The 23684-nt window shown below is 40.0% G+C and carries 14 protein-coding genes; 9 read left to right on the top strand and 5 right to left on the bottom strand.

The features are described from left to right. The first annotated feature begins 1 nt into the window (after position 1). Entirely contained in the window at positions 2-871 is an 870-nt protein-coding gene (locus EV194_RS11525; RefSeq protein ID WP_132434189.1) for a DUF4249 family protein, read from the top strand. Positions 872-924: 53 nt separating this feature from the next. On the opposite strand, the gene EV194_RS11530 is transcribed toward EV194_RS11525, so the two are convergent. From EV194_RS11530 to EV194_RS11540, 3 genes are all read right to left on the bottom strand, one after another. Continuing rightward, a complete protein-coding gene (locus EV194_RS11530; RefSeq protein ID WP_132434190.1) occupies positions 925-2193 on the bottom strand; it encodes a hypothetical protein in 1269 nt (422 codons plus the stop codon). A 160-nt stretch (positions 2194-2353) separates the two neighbouring features. Next, positions 2354-3970 (bottom strand): ABC-F family ATP-binding cassette domain-containing protein, encoded by a 1617-nt coding sequence (locus tag EV194_RS11535; RefSeq protein WP_132434191.1) that lies wholly within the window; start codon positions 3968-3970, stop codon positions 2354-2356. 95 nt (positions 3971-4065) lie between these two features. Next, positions 4066-4791 carry a phosphorylase family protein gene (locus EV194_RS11540; RefSeq protein ID WP_132434192.1) on the bottom strand — a complete coding sequence of 242 codons (726 nt, stop codon included), beginning with the start codon at positions 4789-4791 and terminating at the stop codon, positions 4066-4068. A gap of 67 nt (positions 4792-4858) precedes the next feature. Between EV194_RS11540 and EV194_RS11545 the strand changes: the two genes are divergently transcribed. Next, the gene (locus EV194_RS11545; RefSeq protein WP_132434193.1) at positions 4859-5926 is read left to right on the top strand and encodes an AMP-binding protein; all 1068 of its coding nucleotides are present in this window, start codon (positions 4859-4861) and stop codon (positions 5924-5926) included. 156 nt (positions 5927-6082) lie between these two features. Here the strand turns inward: EV194_RS11545 and EV194_RS11550 are convergent, their stop codons facing one another. After that, positions 6083-6844 (bottom strand): tetratricopeptide repeat protein, encoded by a 762-nt coding sequence (locus EV194_RS11550; protein WP_132434194.1) that lies wholly within the window; start codon positions 6842-6844, stop codon positions 6083-6085. A 50-nt stretch (positions 6845-6894) separates the two neighbouring features. Beyond that, a complete protein-coding gene (locus tag EV194_RS11555) occupies positions 6895-7992 on the bottom strand; it encodes a glycosyltransferase (protein ID WP_132434195.1) in 1098 nt (365 codons plus the stop codon). Between the two features lie 433 nt (positions 7993-8425). Between EV194_RS11555 and EV194_RS11560 the strand changes: the two genes are divergently transcribed. The 7 genes from EV194_RS11560 (at position 8426) to EV194_RS11590 (ending at position 22445) form a co-directional block, all read left to right on the top strand. Next, positions 8426-9127 carry a cytidylate kinase-like family protein gene (locus EV194_RS11560; protein ID WP_132434196.1) on the top strand — a complete coding sequence of 234 codons (702 nt, stop codon included), beginning with the start codon at positions 8426-8428 and terminating at the stop codon, positions 9125-9127. Positions 9128-9396: 269 nt separating this feature from the next. Further along, on the top strand, positions 9397-12837 hold the full coding sequence (locus EV194_RS11565) for a hypothetical protein (RefSeq protein ID WP_243699400.1): 3441 nt from the start codon (positions 9397-9399) through the stop codon (positions 12835-12837). A gap of 306 nt (positions 12838-13143) precedes the next feature. Further along, on the top strand, positions 13144-15504 hold the full coding sequence (locus tag EV194_RS11570; RefSeq protein ID WP_132434198.1) for a glycoside hydrolase family 95 protein: 2361 nt from the start codon (positions 13144-13146) through the stop codon (positions 15502-15504). Positions 15505-15513: 9 nt separating this feature from the next. Beyond that, positions 15514-16365: a fructosamine kinase family protein gene (locus EV194_RS11575; RefSeq protein ID WP_132434199.1), complete on the top strand. Its 852-nt coding sequence runs from the start codon at positions 15514-15516 to the stop codon at positions 16363-16365. 516 nt (positions 16366-16881) lie between these two features. Next, positions 16882-17976: an efflux RND transporter periplasmic adaptor subunit gene (locus tag EV194_RS11580; RefSeq protein ID WP_132434200.1), complete on the top strand. Its 1095-nt coding sequence runs from the start codon at positions 16882-16884 to the stop codon at positions 17974-17976. A gap of 25 nt (positions 17977-18001) precedes the next feature. Beyond that, a complete protein-coding gene (locus EV194_RS11585) occupies positions 18002-21058 on the top strand; it encodes an efflux RND transporter permease subunit (RefSeq protein WP_132434201.1) in 3057 nt (1018 codons plus the stop codon). A gap of 31 nt (positions 21059-21089) precedes the next feature. Next, complete coding sequence (locus tag EV194_RS11590) at positions 21090-22445, top strand: TolC family protein (protein WP_207916021.1); 1356 nt, start codon at positions 21090-21092, stop codon at positions 22443-22445. The last annotated feature ends 1239 nt before the right edge of the window (positions 22446-23684 follow it).

Consider the following 23684-nt stretch of genomic DNA (forward strand, 5'->3'; position numbering starts at 1 on the left):
TATGAGAAATCGTCTGTTGTATAATTGTCTGTTGGTTGGTTGCATGCTGGCTCTCTTCGGGTGTGAAGAGTCTCCGCTTGATGAGGTAAGTCACTTTCAAACAGAATTAGTAGTTGACGGCCGAATTGAGACAGATGCATTAGCGCAGGTCTTTATCACCCGCACTATTCCATATTATTTTGATCTGGATTCATCTCAGATGCTGGATTTTGTAATACGGCAAGCCAGGGTAGAAATTTCCGACGGAGAAAACAGTGAAGTATTGACATTGCGATTTAATGAGCGGTATTTCCCCCCATACTTCTATCAGGGGCGATTGATGCGTGGTGAGCCTGGTAAAACATATGAACTTAACATTCGTTTGGGAGAAATGGAGTTAACATCCACTACTACGATCCCCGATATGCCAGTCGTTGATTCAGCATGGTTTGAACCATCTAACTTTGATCCAGAGTTGGGCACGGTTTCTGTTCGAATGATAAATGAACCGGAACAGCAATTGTTTTACCGATTTTACACAATGGTTTATTCTGATTCAGAGGTATTTCATCCATCCTTATTGCCAAACTTTGACGGTCGCTTTTTTCCCGAAAGAGAGATGATTTTGTCATTGAATAAGGGGCCTTCCTCTTTTATGAAAATGGAAGATGCCGAGTTCTTGTTTAGTGCTTCGGATACCATTGTGGTTAAAGTGTGCCGGATGGATCGGGAACAATATCTTTTTTGGGAATCTTATCAGGAAGAGGTTTTTGGAGGGTCGAATCCTTTTACAGCTGGTAATCGACAGGTTCGCTCAAATATAAATGGGGGTTTGGGAAATTGGGGAGGCTTTTCCGTTGTCCATTACCATATTTATCCCAGAGAAGAATAAAAAATTATAGATAAAAAAAAGTGCCGTTGCAACGGCACTTTTTTTTATGTTTACTACCAGTCCCAATCGTCCCAGTCGTCATCGTTCCAGTCATCCCAATCATCAAAGTCTATTCCGAGCTCTTCAAGGATCCTCAATATTTCTTCAATAATCTCTTCAAAAGCGGAATTGAAATAGGCCTCAAAATCGCCACGACTATCATCTGCAAAAATCAATTGCAAATCGACATAATGCTCTCCCCACCAAGTGTCTTCTGCAACATAAAACTCCGTTTCAGCAAATTTGATATTGGAATCTGCATAAACAACTATGAGTTTTGCATTGTCGTTGTATACTTTGGCCATTTGGGTAGCTGCTGCCAAATCGTCAAACCCGGGAAGTTCCTCATCCTTGTATATCCGGTCATGAGCATCTGCGATTCTTTTCACATTGGCTTGTCCCAATATCTTAATGTCTGCAATTTGCAATGAAACATTAGCGTTGTCAATAAATTCAGATGGATCATCATCATAATACCCCATCAAAATATTATCAGGATCGAAGTCTCCCTTGGCATTAAGTTTTAATTCTATGATTGTATTTGAATTTTCTTTTAACGAGTATTCAACAGAAATGTCTTTACTGCCATATTTAATTCCTGCCGAGAACGTATAGTTTTCGATAGTTACATCACTTTTGACGTTTGTTGGCATGTCATCGCTGTTATACGATGCTGTTAATTTGTAGGAGATCAGTTGGTTACTGTTTTGTAGAAGACTGAAAGACAATAATTCAGGTAATTCTTCACCTGGCATAGTTCTGGCAGCTTTGCCTTTATAGTCGAATATGGCTGTTGCATCATTGGTAAGGCCTTCAGGAACTGAAGGAAAGCGGAGTTCTATTTTATTGGAAGTTCCAACTTTTTCCCAATCCTCAAGGGAATTATTCCAGGTGTAAATGCCTGCATTAGCCCTGAATGCTTCTCCGGGGTTATCATAGTCTGTTGATTTTAATATCGGAAGGTTTTCTCCCGTAGTCAAATCCTGAACCGGGGATGTAAAATTGTTTAGGAATAAGTCAAATTCATCGGTAAAAATAGATCCTGACTCCAGATAGTGCATCATGGATTCCATTACATCCATGGCAGCTAACGACTGCATATTAGTCATGTGAGTCATCAACTGTTGACCGGAATTTTCGAGAGCCGCTTTTCCTTTGTCTGCAGATTCATCTGCAAACTTGTATTTGCTCAGATCTTCAAATTTGTCCGAAGAGTCCTTGCTACAAGCAGAAAAAATGATGATTGCAGCAGCAAAAATGGTAAAAAACTTTGTCTTTTTCATAACTGAATTCTTCTATTGGTTAATTCCTTAAATATGATATTATTGCCACATTTAAAGATTGGCAAATGGAATTTTTAATATACCAAAGATAATTTCAATATCAAAAAGAGCAAGATCTTTTTTACAAACAACCTCAATATTTTGATTAAAAAGGACTTTTTTATGAATACATCTCCCTTCTCAACTCAGAAATGGTTTCATCATTTATATAGTCGTCGTAACTGATGAGTTTGTCGATGGTTCCTTTGGGGGTGATTTCAATCACACGATTACAAACCGTGTTGATGAATTCATGGTCATGGGAGCTCATCAGGATGTTTCCGGGGAAATTCATCAAGGTGTTGTTGAATGCCTGTATGGTTTCCAAATCGAGATGATTGGTTGGGTTATCCAGCATCATCACATTGGCGTTACGCAGCATCATACGGGCAATCATACATCGCATTTTTTCACCTCCCGAGAGCACATTCACTTTTTTGTAAATATCTTCACCCGAGAACAACATCTTTCCAAGGTATCCTCTCAAAAACGACTCGCTGGTATCGGAAGAATACATGCTTAGCCACTCAACAAGCGTTTGTTTGCTTTCAAAGAAGTGGTTGTTTTCCATTGGCAGATAGGCGTCTGTGATGGTTACTCCCCACTTGTAATTACCTTCGTCGGCTTTTTGGTTGCCACTAAGAATTTCAAACAGCGCAGTTGTAACCAATGGGTTTTTTGACAAAAACACCACTTTTTCATCTTTTTCGATGGTGAAACTCACGTTATCCAGAAGTTGAGTGCCATCTTCGCTCTTTTTTGATAACCCGGTGACATTGAGAATGGTGTTGCCGGTTTCACGTTCGGGGGTGAATATGATTCCCGGATATCGGCGGGTTGATGGCTGAATCTCTTCCACATTGAGCTTTTCGAGCATTTTTCGGCGACTGGTTGCCTGGCGCGATTTGGCGACGTTGGCGCTGAATCGCTGAATGAATTCGAGCAGCTCTTTCTTTTTCTCTTCGGCCTTTTTGTTTTGAGCCGATTGTTGGCGTAAAGCCAACTGACTGCTTTGGTACCAGAAGGTATAGTTTCCGGCAAAAAGCTGGATTTTTCCAAAATCAATATCAACAATATGTGTACAGATGGAATCAAGGAAATGTCGGTCGTGGGATACGACCAACAGGGTACTGTCAAAATTTGCCAGATAGTTTTCCAGCCATCTCACGGTTTCCAGGTCAAGGTCGTTGGTAGGCTCATCCAGTAACAGGTTGTCGGGTTTGCCAAAAAGAGCCTGCGCCAGCAGCACTTTAACTTTCTCTTTTCCGTTCAAATCAATCATCTGTTTTTGATGAAGGTTTTCTGCTACGCCAAGTCCGCTCAGCAGCATGGCTGCATCACTTTCGGCATTCCATCCATCCATCTCGGCAAACTGCTCCTCCAGCTCCGATGCTCTGATGCCATCCGCCTCTGAAAAGTCCTCTTTTGCGTATAGCTCGTCCTTCTCTTTGCCTATTTTCCACAATTGCTCGTGTCCCATTAGAACAGTATCCAGAACCTTACAATTATCAAATGCGGTGTGATCCTGCCTGAGTACTGATAATCTTTCTCCGGGTGCCATGGTTACAGAACCACGGGTGGAATCCAAATCTCCGCTGATGAGTCGCAGGAAAGTGGATTTGCCGGCTCCATTGGCACCTATGATGCCATAGCAATTGCCGGGAGTGAATTTCAAGTTAACGTCCTGAAAAAGGAATCTTTTGCCAAATTGAATGGCGAGGTTGGATACTGTAATCATTGATCTGTTTTGAAAAATAAAGGAGCTGTTTTGCTCCGGAAATGAATCTGCAAAAGTAGTTATAAGTTCAATAGAAGGATGGTAAGATTTGTTAATTATTGTTTGTCGGTTAAAAAAGCCAAAACCTTTAATGTTTCAGCACAAAGGTTGGTCACTGCCATTTTTAAGTTGGTTTGAAACTGTTGATGCGTTGGGTGGTCAACGTCCACCAGATCGGTTACAGATTTTATGCAGAAAACCGGAGTTCGGTTTAGTGAACAAACCCATGCCACAGCTGCGGCTTCCATCTCTTTAATGCCGGCGTTGAGTTTGCGAATCGTTTTTTCGTCGGTTTCGGGCATGTCCAGTGAATTGCCGGAGGTTACAATGGCTGTTTTTAGACCCAGTTGCTGAGCCATTTCCCTTACATCGAAAACCGGGTAACGGCCAATCCCCATTTCGTCCCAACCGGGAATTTCTACTCTGCGGTCGTGATATACCACATAAGGCCAGCTTAGAAATACATCGCCAATATTTGCACCCATTTCCTTAAAAGCGCCGGCTGTTCCTGCACTAATTACCAAACCCGGGTTGTAATGCGTAATGGCCAGATGGGTTGAGAGAGTTGCTGCCTGTGTGCCAATCAAATCCAGTTTGTGGCGATTATCCTGTCCATTTATAACCACAGCTATGCACTTTTTGTTAAATTTGCCTTTCCAGGCTCGTGCAGGATAACTGGACGCAAAGGTTTCGTCCTCTTTTAATGATAACTCTTTGATGATGCCATTGGCTTCGGCTCTCATGGCAACGATGAAGCATATATCGACTTTTTGGGGTGTCATTTTTTTGTAGTAAAGATATATGTTTTCGAGTTTATGGTTTATAGTTAATCGTTCGGATTATTGAATCATGCCAAATGAATTTCAAAAATATCGGGAGTTAAACATCAACGGTCGCGTTGTTTCTCATCGCAACCTGACCGATTTTGCAAATTCATTTGAAGATGAGGCATTGCTGCCATTTCTTGTGGGGTGGTTTAGTGGTGACGATTATGTTGAACTGAACACATCGGGTTCCACCGGAGAGCCGACGACTATTATAGTGAAAAAAGATGCCATGGTGGCGTCTGCCAAAAATACCATTGTTTTTTTTGGCTTAAAACCAGGCGAAAAGGCGCTGTTGTCACTGCCGGTTTCCTTTGTTGCAGGGAAATTAATGGTAATTCGAGCCATGGTGGCTCAAATACATCTGATTGCGTTAAGACCTTCTGTAAATCCGTTGGTTGATTTGTCGGTTGCGGTAGATTTTGCAGCATTCACTCCCATGCAAATGACCGCAATAATTGAAAAATCTCCCGAAAAAGTCAAGTTGCTGAAAAAAGTCATCATTGGTGGGGGGAGCGTGGACGAATCGTTAAATGAAATACTGAAGAAAATGCCTTTCGATGCATGGGAAACTTACGGAATGACAGAAACATTGACCCATGTTGCATTAAGAAAAATAAACGGGACAGGCTCTCAGACGAGTTTTTTTGTACTCCCGGGAGTTTCAGTTTCCAAAGATGCGCGCGGATGTTTAATCGTCGATTATCCTGAGATATCTCCTGAACCGATTATAACCAATGATGTTGCCGAGTTTTTACCCGACGGGTCATTTGTGATAACCGGAAGGGCAGATAACATCATTAACAGCGGAGGTGTTAAAATTTCTCCCGAGTTACTGGAACGGCGGATATCCCATCTGATTGAGAAACCATTTGTTTTTTCATCAATTCCCCATGAGGATTATGGTGAGCGGGTAGTTCTTGTGATTGAGGGTGAGCTGTTTGAATACGGAAATTTGGAAGAAAAGACCAGTGCTTTGTTGAGCAGATATGAAAAGCCTGCTAAAATTATCTTTTTGGATACATTCCCGCGAACCGATAATGGGAAAATAAAACGCTTTCAGATAAAAGAGATATTAAGAGGTTTGACTTGAATTTAATAGTTCGTTATTTTTTTAAATCTGCTTGATTTATATGCGTATAAGAATTTGTCAGTGTTGAATGCAATATGCTTAAAAACAAGAGATTATACTTGTCGAATATTTAAAATTCTGATCCCGAATATCTCGGGACTAACGATCTGTTATGAATTACTGAAAACTCCAAAAGTTGTAGGATTTGCCTTCGTACAATTTAGGAAGCAGTTCGTCGCGTACCCAGGTAAATTCCGGAGCTTCCTCCAGAATCTTAAGATACATGGCTTCTGCTTCAGATTTCATTCCCTGATTTGCATAAGCCTGTCCAAGCCATGCTGCCACATTGTAGTACATCCAGTGGTTTCGTTGGTTGGTACTGAAAAAAGCGTAAGCCTTTTCATAAAATTCGAGTGCTCTCTCTTTGTTTCCACCAACAAAAGACGGTCTGAAATAGAAAGAATTGGCCTGCTCAACCAGAGGCAAACCGTATTGACTCCCTTTTTCAAGCGCTTTTTTGATGTTCTCGTTATGTGTGCGACTTAGGAACGGAGCTCTCCAAGGCTGAATGGCAATTCTGTAGGCGGTGGCTGCGGCCGCAAAAGCATGTAAATCTCCATTGTTTGGTTGATTTTGCAAGGCCTTCTGCACTCTTGTTTCAAACAGCTCTAGATGTGTTTGCGCTTCATTTGATTTTCCGGAACCTATCAGATTTCCAATGAGGCCATACTCCCCATACAGAAGCGTCATTTCTATTTCTCTGTTTAGAGACTTATTTCTCAGACTGTCCAGTGTTTGAGTCCACGCCGGAATGTCTCCAACCAGAAAAAAATGCACAAACCTGCTGTTCAGTTCTTCAACAGAACTGGCGCTGGTTTTAAGTGTTCCGGTAAAAACCATGATAACGATAAAATATGCCGTTAGATATCGATTCATCATAACTCTATAACAATTATCCCTGTGGATTGTTTTCTGTTTCAATCAGTCGCCTAACCTTTATAAATCCTCCCTTTCCATTCAATGGTCTGGCTCCTATTCATTCGCATATTTTTAAAAACCATTCTTGTCATGTTTGTCAGATGATGAATGTGATAAACGATGTTTTGGATGATGTTTTGCCTGCTTAAATGCGCAGTCATTATTTTCATAGAAATTATGATTCCAATTGAGAGAAAAAGTATTCTCCACTCTCCGTTTGCCGCAAAAAACGGCAATCGGCTCCAAATAATGAATGTAAAAAGAAGCATCCAGCTTCTTTTCCCTCTGAAATACTGATGTATATTTCTAGCAAAACCATTGATGGCATCAGTTCGATTTTCATACATCCTGCAAAATACGTCGTTATTTCCCATCTTGACATCGGTTTTTAACTTCGCTTTTTTTAATATTCGCGCAATTAGAATGTCATCCACATTTTGATTGTAAACTTTCAAATGCCATTGGTTTTGCCGATAATCGTCACCTTGAAACAGCATAAACTGACCGTTGGCTGCCGAAAGTGAAGAGTACCATGGGATTTTTACCGCCAAAAGCGGTAAAAGTGAAAGTAGAATCCAATTCATAACCGGAACGGATAAGAATTCACCTTTGGTTTCCATAATTTGTTGCGGAAAGACCGATAAAAGGGAGAGTTTTTTTCTTTGCATTTGGTCTATGGCCGATTTAAGGATCCCTGGTGCGAGTCTTACGTCTGCATCCAGAAACAACAGAAAATCTCCTTTTGCGGCTTCAGATAGTTTATGGCAGGCGTAGTTTTTTCCAATCCAACCATGGGGGAGTTCATGATTGGTGAAATATTTCAAGCTTGGCATTTGTTCTTGAAAATCATTTAAAACCTGCACTGTTCCGTCGGTTGATTGGTCGTTGCAAACAATGATTTCAATATTGGGATGGTCTGTTTTACTTAAATCTGATAGGAGTTTTGGAAGATTTTTTTCTTCGTTGCGAGCAGGTATTAAAACCGAAACCATTGGTGTTTGAACCGGTTCTTTTACTTGCTTAAGATATGGTCTGCTGATGAAATTTATGGTAACAACCAGAAACCGGATAAATAACATCGCGAAGAGGATATAGGTAATGTATATCATTTTTGTTTTAGAAATATTTTGGAAGATAGGAATATTTTGAACGGTGGCAAAGTTGCGTTTTTAAAATTAGAACAGAATAGAATTTGCTTATGTTGTTAACAAGCTTTAACAGCCTTTTAAAGATGTTTATTAAAAAATCAACCATCTTTGCATCAAGATTTTTCATAGAAATTGGACTTGGTTCATAAGGCTGATTTAGGGGAAAGGGACAGATTTTTTTAATCTGTCCTTTTTTTATGCTTTGATATTTCGTGCATTCTTGCTATTTTCATGGGATGAATTTTCGCTTGTTTTTTAACAAGAATCAGTTTAAATTGTTGTGTAATATATAATTCTGATGTTTTATCTTTCCCATCGAATCAAATTATCCACGTTAAAATACATGGGATGTGATAAAATTTGCAAGGATTAGGAAATAACTAATATAACCAATATGGACAACCTTTTCCTAAAGTACATGCGGGAACGCACTGGTAAGCGCAAAAGCAGCGGGCCAAATTTTTATGCTCCGGGGCCGGTAATCACCATCTCAAGGGATTATGGCTGTCCTGGAAGACGTATTGCTCGTTTGCTCTCTGAAGTTCTTACCGAAAAAAACCGACGTTTGGGACGGGAGGTTGAATGGAAGTGGATGAGTAAGGAGATCATTGAGGAGTCGGCGCGTGAGTTGAAGCTCTCTCCAACTTTAATACAGGATTTATCTGACTATAGAACCCGCGGTTTTTTTGAAAACCTGGCTCTGTTCTTTTCCGACGAGTTCTACCCTGGTGATGTTAAGATAAAAAACACCATTGCGCGATTCATCTATAATGCAGCTTCCCAGGGGAATGTGGTGATTGTTGGGCGTGCAGGGGAATCCATTACCAAAAATTTTGAAAAGGCTCTGCATGTTAAATTAAAAGCTCCGCTTGACTGGCGTACCGAGCAGGTTGCCAACACCTATGGCATGAGCCTGACCGAAGCAAAACGTGAAGCCATTGAAATGGATAAAAGAAGATCTCAATTTCGAAATTATTTCGAGAAAGACAGACCAGATATTGAGTTTTTTGATATGTTCTTTAACTGTGCTACCATGAGCGATGAGGAGATTATAGAAATGATTCTAATTGTGGCCGAAACAAGAGGTTTTGTATAGTATTATTAATTGAAAATATTTTTAAAAGGGTGGCCGTAAGCCATCCTTTTTTTTAGTGTCATGTAGATTTACATTATTATTTATAAATGCTTCCCTGCGTGTATGTCCGGAAGCCCCGGAAGAGATAAATCTTTTATTAATATCAAGTATATGTTTACCACGTTTTAATTCGCTTTTTCTACTGTTTAATATATTATCCTTGTAATAATTGGACATTGCAGACTTTGTTCTTTAGCTTTGACTATAACATAAAATAGTCTGTTATGGATATGAAAAAGTCGTTCGGCTTCACCGATGCCGGAAAGAATAATTTGCCAAAGCCTAAGAGAGTAATAGAGTATGTTAATTTAAAACTTGCAGCTCTGGGAAAACCTTATTATAAGTCCTCGTCAAAAACTTCATTACTCGATCTTGCCGGTGACCTGATAAACAACATGAGGGAAAAAAACCGATTGTTACAGTCATACTTATGTCCGGCCGATCAGCGCATACAGGACTTTATCGACAATTATCTTGCTGAATACAAGGATCAAATGAACCTTAGATTACCCACCGGAACATTTATTGTGGACAGTCATGGTATTGCAAGAGCATTGTCTTTACCGCCCGATAAAGATGAATTTGTGTCGGACATTGTGAGTTCCTATCGTTTAAAACAAGGTATTTTAAACAATCCCAAGTACGATCGCAGAACCACACAGGGAGTGTTTCATGTGGCCGAGGGAGGATTGCCAATTCCTCATGATAAAAAGGCAGTTCCTAAAATTACCTTTGCAAAGTTGTTGGAACAGGCGCTTAATCCGCCTGTTGATTTACTGGAAATTCCTTTTACTTCTACACAAAAGGAAAAAGCTTGTTTGTTTGTCTCGTTATTGCTGAAACCTGTTGTTAGCCCCTGTATAACCAATGATTGCAAAGAAAAGCGCATGGAGATTCGTTTTTTTGCTCCAGGCAATCTTGTCAGCAACCTGGACTTTGTAGAATCCATTTTTGGAAATGCAGGAGATCCATTTCTGCCAGAGAATGATTCAGCTTTGGATGTTGACGGATGGACAGGGCATTCAGGTTGTGTTATTTTGGCACCTCATCTGATTAAGTTGAAGAAGAAAGAGTTAGGATTGCCTCACGTAAGTGAGGCAACCGAGCGACAAAAGCATGATGGGATGTGTTGGGAGAAAGAAAACGAACTTTACAATGATGGAGGTGCTTTTAAAATTACTGCACGCACAGCTGAGGGGGTTATTGTTACATTAATTGCCGACAATTATTATGGATATTCAAAAAAAGAGGTGAAAACACAAATTGGCTATTCAGCCAATTTGCTCGGCAATGTTGAAGAAGAGCACGCCGGAGGAGCAATTGCCTTTCCATCGTATAATCTGGGTGATGAGTTTTCTGATTGGAATCATTTTCAAAGCAATGATCTTCCTTATGAAAAAATGATCACCATGTACCCCGATCTGATGGAATCAAAACCGGAAGGGTATGCCATTGATAGAAAATATAAAGATGTTGTATATGTTCCAGAAAATGCTGCTTTTAATCTGATGGAGCAAAAGGTGATCTGGACCACCGGCCAAAATGAACATCAAATCAGGTTAAACCCAAGGTTTACATACATATTGCCTGCCGGATATAAGGTTCGCATGGAGAAAAATCAGCATGTTCCGTCATGGCGTCTGATTGGTTCCGTCGCTGAGGGAACATTTTGTCATAAACCATGTACTGTGTCGGGAGGCGGTAAGTCAGAAATCTCAAAATCGATAAACGATGCCGTAATTTACGGTCCTTTTTTTACTGCCGACTACGAAAATGATTTTAAGAGAGTAGAGGAGATTATTGCCAAAGATTATTCAGATATCTTTCTGGAAGGGATAAAAACCGATAAAGATCGTAAAATATTAAGTTCTAAACGATCTTTGGGATCTGTTATAAAACTTCTTACCCCATCACCTATTCGTTATAAGGAGGAGTATAATGAGTGGTTGCGAACCATTCCTCACCATATCAAGGGTTTGGTCTATATTGTAAAGCGTTTCTATAAACCTGAGTGGTCAGACGATTGGAGAAAATATTTCTCCGTAGATGTTATTGACGGTCGATATGGTAATGAGTTGAAATTCAGGAACAGAAAGCTGGTGGCAGGTTACTTAAGAGTGGGTCTTGCTGAAGGAGGAGCCTGGAGAACCTTTAAACTCCGGCAGGATTTTATTGCAGCTGATAAATTACAAATGGAGGACGATATTACTGCTACTACTGTGATTCCCACCCACAGATTAAAGTATCTGTCTCCAGACTTTAACAAACCGGCGGCTAAGTTTACCTACAATTGTGAGTACAGATTTTTTCAGCGACCCGATGAAGCAATACATCGTGGATACGATAAACAGGCTGAATCAGATTTGGCATCTCCGAATACTTTTATATCAAATTTCCAACCATTAACGGTTAAAGATGCCAAAGAGATAATTGAGGATGCAATTGAGTTTGATAAGTTTACGTTGCCCATGAAGAAACTTATCCGCTCGGTGGCGAAAAAACAGGATTGCACCTACTTTGTCTCATCATCTCATCCCAGGATTTATGATGGCAAACCATCTGTAAACATGAGGTACCTACAGAACCGTCCGGGTCTGATTTATCATCGCGAAAAACATATCGCTGAAATGGGTGTAAGGTTGTTTCGTAAAGTACCTGTCAACGAGCCGGTATTAATGCCGGTGAATGCGGTATTGGGTGGAAGAAGAAACAACCCGCCACAACCCGGGGTTCGGCCATTGGCTGTCTATAATCCGATTCATTATCAGGAACTCCCTGAGTTGTTCATGGATTTTGTTTGCAGTCTCACAGGGAAATCTCCCTCAACTACTGGAGCAGGATCTGAAGGAGCACTTACCAAAGGACCATTTAATGCGTTAAGCCCGGTTACCGATTTGAATAATGCCATTGTCTCGTTTATATTAACTGGTTATGGAGGATTCACTTCTGCTGCCGGATATGTTGGTCCAAATTACAGGGTCGATCATGATATCAGTTTGTTGGTGCCAGAGCTGTGGAGTCGTTTGAAACCGGAAGAAGCTGAGCCTCAATTTTTAATTGAACATGGTTATCTTGAAAAGTTGGAGGATTTTGAACATAAAGGGGAAACAATTCTTGGGTCAAGATTGGGATATCGTATTACCGCCAAGTTTGCCCGAACATTCCTTGGACGGGTATTTGAAAATCCCGATGCAGTATTCAATGAAGAGATGTTGAAGCCTGAATTACAGGATTTGGAGGTATTTGTTGATGGAATTAATAACATCGTTGAGGCTCAGCAATGGGTTGCCGAAAGTTATTTTAAAGATGGGAGCATAGAAGGTGCGTGCCCGCCATTAAAAGCCATTTTGAACATCATGGCATACGGCCACTTCGAAGGAAAGGGAGCTTCTCATGCGGAGGTTAGAAGGTTGTTTGAGCGTGAAAATATGCTTGAAAGCGACTGGTATAAGGAGCGCCTCCTCAATAAACAATTAAGCGATATTTCACGATGGGAGAAGCATCTTGACTATCTTAAAAGTCATAGTGACAAAAAAAGTTTTAATGATTTAATTCATCAGAGAATAGTGTCGGATATTACACGTGCCGAAGAGCGGTTAAAATATTACAAGTCTGCGGAGTACCTTAAATCATTGGATGGATTTATTGGCTTGGATTCATACGTGAAATAGTATTTGCTGAAGTTTGTCCCATAAGTTTTAGTTGCAAAACACTCTCTTGAATAGTGTTTTGCAACTGATTTCTATGTGTTAATTCGACTTCCTGCTCTGCAAATTTTGCATCAGTAGTTCCCTAATATCACGGTTATCAACTCTGACAATTCATTCAAGCATTTATAGAATTTTTCTTTTCTGTTTTTAAAACGATTTTATGCACTACTATGTTTTATTATTTAATAATTAGTCAATATATTTGTTTCAATTGAGTTTACAAGCCCATGCCACTATCATCTTATTAACTTCTAAATAATTTCAGTAATGGCAGGTAAACTATTTTCTTGTTGTAATTGGAGGTATGTGATTTTTTTACTTCTTATGGTGTTTGTGGCATCGTGTGAAGATCAAAAGCATTCATTAACTGAGTTGAGATTGTGGTACGATTCTCCTGCGGAAGATTGGATGACTGAGGCGTTGCCTATTGGTAATGGTTATATAGGAACGATGTTTTTTGGGCAACCTCACGAGGAACAGTTACAGTTTTCTGAAGAGTCTCTTTGGTCAGGCGGACCCGGCTCGAGTCCTTATTATAATTTTGGCTTGAGGCCTGGCGCTGCTGAGTTCTTACCAAAGGTAAGAGCCTTATTGCAGGAAGGAAAATTTGATGAAGCGCACCAAATGACTTCAACCCATATGACTGGTACGGTGCATGAAGTTCCCGGATTTGGTGGAGATTACGGAGCTCAGCAAACAATGGGTGACTTATTTGTGACTGTTCAGGAAACTGGAGAAGTTTATGATTTCGTGAGGGAGATTGATCTGAATACTGGAATTGGAAGTGTTCATTATCGCTCCGGAGAGGTAAAACATAAAAGAACTTTTTTTGGATGTTACCCTAAACGGGTGTTGGTTTATATGTTCGAAAACAACTCCTCCGAAGGTGTTGATTATTCTTTGCGTATTGAAACTCCCCATAATATTGATGGTTATACTTTTGAAGGGAATGTTCTTCGGCTTAAAGGACATCTGGGTGATAATCAACTTGGGTTTGAAACTGTGATAGAGGTCACTACAGATGGTGTCACAAACTTTCATAATAATGTTTTGCAGGTTACAAATGCGGAATTTCTGAAATTGGTGCATACTGCCGCAACTGCATATGTTCCAGAGTTTCCGGAATATCGTGGAAATAATTACGTTCAGCAAAACAGGGATGTTTTGGCATCTGTTGGCGAATTGACTTTTGAAGAGTTAAAACAATTACACCTTAACGATTATCAGCCTTTATTCAAAAGGGTTGAGCTAAATCTTGAAGGAGCATCTCACGATTCCATTCCAACGGATCGGCGACTGTTAATGTATGCAAATGGGCAGGAAGATGTTGGTCTGGAAATGATCTATTTTCAATATGCCCGCTATTTAATGATATCCTCAACACGCCCCGGAACCATGCCTATGCATTTGCAAGGTAAATGGAATCACAGCACCAATCCACCCTGGTCATGCGATTACCACACCAATATAAATTTACAAATGCTCTATTGGCCAGCTGAAGTGCTTAACCTTGCTGAAACTCATCGCCCTTTGATGGACTACATGGAAACACTTGTAGAACCCGGGCAGTTGTCGGCTTCAACCTTTTTCGGTGCGAGAGGATGGATTGTTAACACCATGAATAATGCTTATGGTTTCACCTCTCCGGGTTGGGAGTTTCCTTGGGGGTTTTTTCCTGCCGGTGCGGCTTGGCTTTGTCAGCATGCCTGGGAGCACTTCGAATTTAATCAGGATACGGTATATTTAAAGGAACATGGATTTCCATTAATGAAGGAGGCTGCCTTGTTTTGGATGGACTACCTGATTGAAGACGAAAATGGATATCTTATATCCAAACCTTCCTATTCACCGGAACATGGAGGTATATCTACCGGAGCGTCCATGGATCATCAAATTGCCTGGGATTTATTTAACAACTGTGCAACGGCCGCCGGGGTTCTGGGTTTGGGTGATCATATTGTTGAGAGATATGAATCGTACCGAGACCGAGTGAGCCCTCCTATGATTGGAAGTTGGGGTCAATTGCATGAGTGGCGCGAGGATGTTGATGATCCTGAAAGCAGACACAGGCACGTTTCTCATCTATATGCTTTGCATCCCGGCCGGCAGATTACTCTTCACAGCACACCTGATCTGGCTGCAGCTGCTCGCGTAAGTTTAAATGCCCGAGGCGACGGTGGCACAGGCTGGTCATTGGCTTGGAAAATTAATTTTTGGTCACGTTTGCAGGACGGTAACCGTGCATACAGTTTGCTGAGACGATTGTTGCGACCCTCAGGAATGGAAGGAGGAAGTCCTGACGGAGGAGGATCCTATAATAACCTTCTGTGTGCGCATCCACCGTTTCAATTGGATGGAAACATGGGTGGTGCAGCCGGAATGGCTGAAATCCTCTTGCAATCCCACGATGGTACCATCCATTTGTTACCGGCATTGCCCGATAATTGGAAAAATGGAAGTGTAAAAGGATTAAAGGCGCGTGGTGGCTTTGAGGTTGATTTTACATGGCGAAATGGAGAGGTTCTTAAAGCTGTTATCAAAGGAAATCCTGGTTCAAAGGGAGTATACATAACAGCGGACGTCACACATGAGTTCGTTGTACCGGAGTCAGGTGTTGTAAGTTTTTAAATTTGTTTTATGGACAAGAATAAACTGTCTGAGATATTACAGGATGAAATAGTTGCTACATCCCCCCTTTCGGGGGGATGTATTGCTAATACTCAAAAAGTAACAACTAAAATGGGAAAAGAGTATGCCGTTAAAACGGCATCGCATAATAAAATGTTTATAAACGAAGCCAATGGGCTTCGTGAGCTTCGGAAAGCCAATGCAATCAGAGTTCCGGAGGTTGTGTATGCTGATGAAAGTTGCCTGGTTATTGAGTTTATAAAGGAAGGTTCCCGCAATTCAGGATTTTTTAAAAAATTTGGTGCAGAAATGGCGCATCTTCACCAATTCAAAAGTGATAAATTCGGCTTTTTTGAAGATAATTTTATAGGAAGTACTCCACAGAAGAACATTCCCGAAGGGAATGAATCTGTAAGTTGGATTGATTTTTATTGGAATAAGAGACTGAGGTATCAGTTTGATCTGGCCGAAAGAAATGGATATGCAGATAATCAATTCAAAAAGTTGTTTATTAAATTAGAGGAGAAGATTCCGAAAATCCTTGAAGGAAGTGACGAACCTCCGGTTCTGTTGCATGGGGATTTGTGGAGTGGTAATTATATGTGTGATGAAAATGGTAATGCCGTAATCATTGATCCGGCTGTTTACTATGGTCACCGGGAGGCCGATCTGGCCATGACCAAACTGTTTGGCGGCTTTGGATCAGATTTTTACAGCTCATATCATGAGACCTTCCCGCTCAAACCCGGTCATGAACATCGAGAAGGGGTTTACATTCTTTATCATGTAATGAATCATTTGAATCTGTTTGGTACTGGTTATTATCGACAGGCTCTAAGTTTAATGGGCAAATATCTTTGACAGGTCATCGTACAATTAATTGATCTTCTAATTAGGATATGCAACTATTCTTTGATGCTCTGTTTTTGCATCACTATATCAATACTTTCATACGGAAAACACTTAGTCTGAATTATTTTAACAAAATTTAATTCAGAATTTCGGTTTTGTCTTTAAACCTCCGAGATCTTTCCTAGTCTTAAAAAGAATAATTGCTTCGTTGTTAATGAATAAATCATTTTTTGATGTTTTAAGCAATTAAACTTAAGATTGTAAACTTAAATAAGGGATTATAATATACATCATATCAAGATGTTGGGATTTATCATAATGAGAAAAGTCCCAAAAGGCCATTTAAACTTAATACATAGTGAATTGTTTAAACTATAGATTATTTTAGTTTTGTCATATTTTATCTGGTTGCTTATTCTCTAAGATTGATGAATTTTAAATTTATCAATTAATATATTTTCTCTAATTGCGTGTTGTGTTAAACTGAACATTGATAATTTGTATTAAAAAGAAAAGAGGATTTTGATGAACAAGCCTATAAAAAGAACCATTCAGATTGGTCTGTTAGTAATTATTTTAGGAGTAATAATAATTCCGAGAACAGGATTGTTTTCCAGAAATGAGTCACAAAATGTCTCCAGTAGTAATCGAAATAATGGATTACCAGTTACAGCTGTTATTCTGGAGCCCGGAGTAATGGAGAATTCAATCAGGGGAGCCGGAACGCTTTTAGCTAGTGAAGATGTGGATGTGACCACAGAAATATCAGGTCAGGTACGATCTGTTTATTTTAGTGAAGGGAGCTATGTGAAAAAGGGAGAATTACTTGTACGCATAGATAACTCTGAATTGTTGGCACAGCGTCAAAAGGCAGTTCATCAACGTGAGTTAATAAGTGAGACACTGGAAAGACAGAGGGCTTTGCTCGAAAAAGAGGCCATAAGCCGTGAAGCGTTTGATCGCGTTCAAACTGATCTTTTGGTCATTGAATCTGAAATAAATCTTTTAGATACACGAATTGAAAAGACTGCCATTCGTGCTCCGTTCAGCGGAACAATCGGTTTTAGATATGTAAGTCCAGGAGCCTGGCTTCAACCCGGCAATCGGGTGGCGCGACTTGTAAAGACCGATCCTCTCCGTATTCAATTTTCAGTTCCTGAAAGATATCAATCGGCAGGATTGATTGGAAGAGATGTTGTGTTTTCTGTTGCAGGATTTGATGATTCGTTCCGGGCTAAAGTTTATGCGGTCGATCCATCTGTAGATACCAGGACACGGTCGCTCTTGTTAAGAGCTGAATTTCCAAACCCTGACAGTAAGCTTTTGCCGGGTATGTTCGCCGATATAAGAATGGTTATCAGCAGGGAGGATGATGTTGTAAAAGTTCCCAGCGAAGCTGTTATTCCTCAAATGGATGGAGAATTAATATATGTATACCGAAGTGGTCGTGCAGTTCAGATTCCGATTCAATCGGGTCAAAGAACTGAACGAGAGATTGCCGTGACTGATGGTCTTGTTGTTGGAGATACCGTGATAACTAGTGGGATCCTTCAACTTCGATCCGGTATGCCTGTCACATTAAGAAATATTAATCAATCAGCAATGAACATTGAAAACTGATCATTACTAACTGACAATTGATAGTATGAGTTTATCATCATTAAGTATAAGGCGACCGGTATTGGCTATCGTGATGAGTTTGTTCATCGTGATCATCGGGATTATTGGATTTGGTTATTTAGGTGTTCGTGATTTCCCGAGTGTAGATCAGCCCATTGTTACGGTCTCTACCAATTTTGTCGGGGCCAATGCTGATGTTATTGAAACCCAGATTACTGAGCCATTGGAGCAGGCTGTAAATGGAATACCCGGCATACGGAGTATTACCAGTTCAAGCCGAGACGGAAATAGTCGCATTACGGTTGAGTTTAATTTGGAAGTAGATCTGGAAACAGCTGCCAATGATGTGCGTGATAAAGTATCAGGAGCCATGCGTCGTTTACCACCTGATGCTGATCCTCCTACGGTTTCAAAGGCAGATGCTGACGCACAGCCGATTTTCTCAATTACCATCAGAAGTGACTCTCGCTCTTTGATTGATCTGACTGAATTCGCTGAAGTAAATTTTAAAGAGCGTCTTCAAACCATCCCCGGTGTAAGCGATGTGTTAACTTGGGGAGCCAAACGATTTGCCATTCGTTTGTGGATGGATCCGGCCAAACTTGCTGCCTACGGATTAACTCCGGTTGATGTCAGAAACGCTTTGTCGCGTGAAAATATTGAGTTGCCTTCGGGGAGTATTGAAGGCGATAACATTGAGCTAACGGTTAGAACCATGGGGCGATTTACTTCACTGGATGATTTTAACCGAATGGTTGTGTTTCAGGATGGTGATCGGGTTGTGAGATTTGGTGATTTGGGTAGAGCCGTGGTTGAGGCTCAGAATATGCGCAGTATTCTTAAAATGAATGGTGTGCCCATGGTTAACAATGTTCTGGTTCCTCAGCCGGGAGCCAATTATATATCTATTGTAGACGAAGCTCTGGTTCGGTTAGAAGAGATCAGGCGGGATTTGCCATCAGATATTATTGCTGAAGTAGGTTTTGATAATACACAATACATCAGAGATTCAATTAGTGAGGTTCAACAAACCATCTATATTGCATTTATTCTGGTAGTGCTTATAATCTTTCTGTTTTTGAGAGATTGGCGCACCACCCTGATTCCTGCCATTGCCATACCGGTATCACTCATCGGATCATTCTTTATCATGTATGCTGCCGGGTTTACCATAAATATTTTAACTCTTCTGGCTATTGTTTTGGCAATTGGTCTGGTTGTGGATGACGCCATTGTTGTGATGGAAAATATTTACACCAAAATTGAAAAGGGAATGGATCCCCATGAGGCTGGTGTACAGGGTGCCGCTGAAATTTTCTTTGCTGTAATTGCTACTTCTATTACATTGGTGGCTGTGTTTTTTCCCATTGTTTTTCTTCAGGGTGTTACAGGGCGTTTATTCCGGGAATTTAGTATTGTGATTGCTGGTGCCGTTGTTATCTCATCTTTTGTGGCGTTGACGTTAACTCCCATGCTTTCAACAAAGATTTTAAAGAAACGGGATAAAGGACACAATGTTTTTTATCGCTCAACCGAACCCTTCTTTAACTGGTTAACGGAAGCTTACAGAAGTTCGCTGGATACTTTCATGAGAAGATGGTGGTTAACGCCTCTGATTATGGGAATTGCTATATTGGCAATTTGGAGACTTTGGGTTACCATTCCTTCAGAAATGGCTCCTTTAGAGGATCGTTCGCAATTAAGGATCAATGCAACTGCTCCTGAAGGAGCAACATTTGATTATACGCTTCGATACACTGACGAACTTGCCGATTTGATTAGGGAGGAGGTTCCTGAAGCCCAAAACATATTTCAAATAGTTGGTATTTGGAATAACAATGCGGCCTTTTTCAGTGTTACGCTAGACGATCCCGATGATAGAGATAGAACCCAGCAGGAAATTGCAGATGATCTTGGTGAGCGAATTCGAGGACTTACAGGAGCGCGAAGTTTCGTTACCCAGCAACAAACTTTTGGGGGAAGAAGAGGTGGATTACCTGTTCAGTACGTTTTACAGGCTCAAAATTTGGATAAACTCAAAGAATTTCTGCCATTGTTTATGGATGAGGTGAGCCAAAGTGAATATTTCCAGAACTACGATGTGAATTTAAAATTCACTAAACCTGAATTGCGCATTATCATTGATCGGGAAAAAGCTGCTATGTTAGGAGTATCTGTTCAGGATATTGCTCAGACTCTTCAGCTAACTTTCAGTGGCCAGCGTCTCGGGTATTATATAATGAATGGTAAGCAGTATTATATTATTGGGGAGTTGGAAAGAGAGAACCGCAATCAACCAACCGATATTGCTTCCCTATTTGTACGCAATCGTACAGGAGAGCTTATTCAGTTAGACAATTTGGTAACCATGGAATCCAGCAGTACTCCTCCGCAATTATTTAGGTATAACAGATTTGTTTCAGCGACTGTCTCCGCCGGCTTGGCAAGAGGATACACTTTGAGCGAAGGTTTGGAGGAGATGGATAGGATTGCAGGATTGGTTTTAGATGATACATTCAGCACTGAATTGGCCGGAGATTCAAGGGATTTCGTGGAGAGTACTTCCAGTTTGTTGTTTGCGTTTATGTTGGCGCTCATTTTGATTTATCTCGTACTCTCTGCTCAATTCGAAAGTTTCAGAGATCCTTTAATAATTATGTTCTCTGTACCTTTTGCTCTTTTGGGAGCGTTGGTTTCTTTATGGTATTTTGGACAGACACTTAATATTTTTAGTCAGATTGGAATCATCATGTTGATAGGACTTGTTTCAAAGAACGGTATATTAATGGTGGAATTCGCTAATCAACGAAAAGCTGCTGGACTATCAATAAATGATGCAATTCGTGAAGCAGCAGCTGCACGTTTTCGTCCTATTCTGATGACAAGTGCTTCAACCATTTTGGGCGTTTTGCCTATGGCACTTGCACTAGGAGCGGGAGCGGAAAGTCGTGTTTCTATGGGTATTGCAGTAATTGGAGGACTTGTACTGGCATCATTTTTAACCTTGTTCGTTGTACCAGTCATTTATAGTTTTGTTTCTGAAAAAACAAAGACTGTTTCAAATGTCAGCGAAGCGGCATAGTGCACAAAGTTTTGATGTTAAACTGTTAAGTATGATTCATAATATCACAAGAATTGAGAGTATGTCCAGGAAAACTAAAATGCTGCCTTTCTTTTTTTTAAGTTTGTTTTTATCCACACAGGCTCAAGAAAAGCTGTCACTGGTTGAACTTATAGAGATTGGTCTGGAGGCAAATCCCTCTGTACAAATAATGCAGAACAATTCTGAGATTGCCAGAAACAACCATTCGTATGCACCTTTTATGCCATCTTTGCGGGCATCTGGTCGCACTAATGTTTCCAGAACCAATGAAGAACGAGTATTAGCCATTGAGACTGGTGCAGAGCGTGAATTTCGTAACGTGAGATCTGAAAACTTAGGAGCAGGGGCTTCATTATCGTGGAGAATATTTGATGGTTTGGGCATGTTTGCAACATTTGATCGCACTGGTTTGCAATATTCAGTTTCAGAATTGCAAACCCGTCGAGTTGTGGAAAATCTTGTAGTAAACATCAGTGATCAATATTATCGTATTGTAGTACAGGAGCATAGGCTAGAGGCTGCTCGCCGGCTCATGGAGCTTTCACGGGAACGTTTCAGAATTATTCAGGAACAGGTCAATATAGGAACGGCCTCGGGTATGGATCTTCAACAGGCACGGCTGGATTTTAACGCCGATAGTTCATACCTGGTTCGGCAGGAAGAGTTACTTAAGAATTCATATGTTCGTCTTAACAGGTTAGTTAACCATGATTTATCCGGATCTATGTATGTTACTGACACAATAACTCTAGGAACTCCCCTAAATCACGACGACTTGGAGTTAATGGCTATGGAAAACAACTCTTCTGTATTGATCTCTTTGATGGGTATTGAAATATCTGAAGCCGATATTCGGCTTGCAAGATCCGGAAGGTTTCCTAATCTGGATTTTGTAACAGGATATACTTATAATCGATCAGAATCTCCGGCAGGGATCGCAACTTTCAACCAATCTCATGGATTTAACTATGGTTTTGAAGCATCTATGAATATTTTTAATGGGTTCCAGGTAGATCGGAATATAAAAAATGCACGAATTTTACTAAAAAATCAGGAACTCACTCTTGAAGATACTCGTTTGCAGGTTCGAAGCGAAATGCAAATTTTGTATAATACGTACCTCAATAATCTTATGATGGTGGATTTTGAGAAGCAAAATGTTGAAGTTTCCCGTGTTAATTTGGACCTGGCATTGGAGCGCTATGAGCTGGGAGTTTTATCCGGATTGGGTTTTAGAGAGTTTCAGTTCAGTTATATTAATGCTGTTGACAGATCTTTGGATGCACTTTACCAATCCAAACTTCTCGAGCTCTCCTTATTGGTTTTAAGTGGTCAGATGGATGAGTTCCTAAATAGGATTCAATAGAGAACCTGACTGCTTTCATATTGATTTTAAGTAGACTCAGTCCTCACCATGTATGAGGTTCTTCCATGCTTTGAGCTAGTATATTGAATTACCCTCTCATTTTACTTGACAAAATGCCCTCATTGTTGTTATTATACTACTTGTTGAGACCTTGTGTCATCGAAGGAGTAATTTAGCGGGAGTTTATTATGCCTGTTATTTCAATGCCGTTAAGTTAAGGCATTTTTCCTTTGCGCTCCCCTTAATCCCCGTTCGACTGAGCGTTCGACTGAGATCACGCCGAAGTCTCAGTCAAACGCTCACGTCGAAGCCAAGGCGGAAATCTTTACGCGCGGGTTGGCATCCCCTTGGGGAATAAAAGGGTGAGCGTTCGACTGAGCTCACACCGAAGTCTCACGCCGAAGTCGCAGGCGAATATAGTTTTTCATTAACTAAACGACATTTCCTGTTATTTTTTAATTCAAAATAGCATCACTCTTATTCATTTTGGCTAAACTATCACGATTAAAACAAATGCTAAAATTTGTTTCTGGATTAATTTAAATGACATTCTTCATCAATTTGATTCTTGAGTCGATTTTAATTAGAAGTGTTTAGACTCTTTTTGCTGTTACCCTTTGCAGGTTATTGTAAAATATTTGCAAACAAGTAGTTAAATGCGTTTTTTGATTCGACCATACTTTTGTATCTTTTTTATACATGATATATGTCATAAAATGAGATTGTTAAGCGTTGTAAAAACAATGACATAAATCATTGTTTTACGCACATTGCAAACACTTTTTATATAATTACTAAATGAAACTTATTCATTTGTTTCACTGTTAATTTATCATCTTAACAGAGACCATGTTAATTTTTTTCCTTGAAATAATTTTGTTTGACATTTAATTGATGCTAGGGGTGGTGTAAAATAAATACCAACATACTTCGTCTGATGAGTGTTTTATTAGGGGGGCAGATCGAAATAGGTTTAGTATATTTTGATTAAGGTTAAAAAAAGCAGGGGTTTTAATTTTAAGTATTTTTATTTGTCCTGATTATTGATAATAAAAAAAAAAAGTTACTTTTGTCATAAGAAATAGCTGTAACTCTTGCTGTATCTAGGAAGTAGAGCCATTAAACATGACAAATATCATATTAAGCACAACTATTGTGAAAAAACACAAAAAAATGTGTTAAAAGTGTGAATTTTTACAAGTAAAATTTGTTAACTTGTATTTTGGAAACATTTTAGTC

Origin of the sequence: Natronoflexus pectinivorans, from assembly GCF_004345615.1 — a bacterium.
Lineage (GTDB): Bacteria > Bacteroidota > Bacteroidia > Bacteroidales > Marinilabiliaceae > Natronoflexus > Natronoflexus pectinivorans.

Excerpts from the sequence above, each read along its gene's own strand:
- EV194_RS11525 (WP_132434189.1), top strand. The coding sequence starts at position 2 with ATGAGAAATCGTCTGTTGTATAATTGTCTGTTGGTTGGTTGCATGCTG.
- EV194_RS11530 (WP_132434190.1), bottom strand. The coding sequence starts at position 2,193 with ATGAAAAAGACAAAGTTTTTTACCATTTTTGCTGCTGCAATCATCATT.
- EV194_RS11535 (WP_132434191.1), bottom strand. The coding sequence starts at position 3,970 with ATGATTACAGTATCCAACCTCGCCATTCAATTTGGCAAAAGATTCCTT.
- EV194_RS11540 (WP_132434192.1), bottom strand. The coding sequence starts at position 4,791 with ATGACACCCCAAAAAGTCGATATATGCTTCATCGTTGCCATGAGAGCC.
- EV194_RS11545 (WP_132434193.1), top strand. The coding sequence starts at position 4,859 with ATGCCAAATGAATTTCAAAAATATCGGGAGTTAAACATCAACGGTCGC.
- EV194_RS11550 (WP_132434194.1), bottom strand. The coding sequence starts at position 6,844 with ATGATGAATCGATATCTAACGGCATATTTTATCGTTATCATGGTTTTT.
- EV194_RS11555 (WP_132434195.1), bottom strand. The coding sequence starts at position 7,992 with ATGATATACATTACCTATATCCTCTTCGCGATGTTATTTATCCGGTTT.
- EV194_RS11560 (WP_132434196.1), top strand. The coding sequence starts at position 8,426 with ATGGACAACCTTTTCCTAAAGTACATGCGGGAACGCACTGGTAAGCGC.
- EV194_RS11565 (WP_243699400.1), top strand. The coding sequence starts at position 9,397 with ATGAAAAAGTCGTTCGGCTTCACCGATGCCGGAAAGAATAATTTGCCA.
- EV194_RS11570 (WP_132434198.1), top strand. The coding sequence starts at position 13,144 with ATGGCAGGTAAACTATTTTCTTGTTGTAATTGGAGGTATGTGATTTTT.
- EV194_RS11575 (WP_132434199.1), top strand. The coding sequence starts at position 15,514 with ATGGACAAGAATAAACTGTCTGAGATATTACAGGATGAAATAGTTGCT.
- EV194_RS11580 (WP_132434200.1), top strand. The coding sequence starts at position 16,882 with ATGAACAAGCCTATAAAAAGAACCATTCAGATTGGTCTGTTAGTAATT.
- EV194_RS11585 (WP_132434201.1), top strand. The coding sequence starts at position 18,002 with ATGAGTTTATCATCATTAAGTATAAGGCGACCGGTATTGGCTATCGTG.
- EV194_RS11590 (WP_207916021.1), top strand. The coding sequence starts at position 21,090 with ATGATTCATAATATCACAAGAATTGAGAGTATGTCCAGGAAAACTAAA.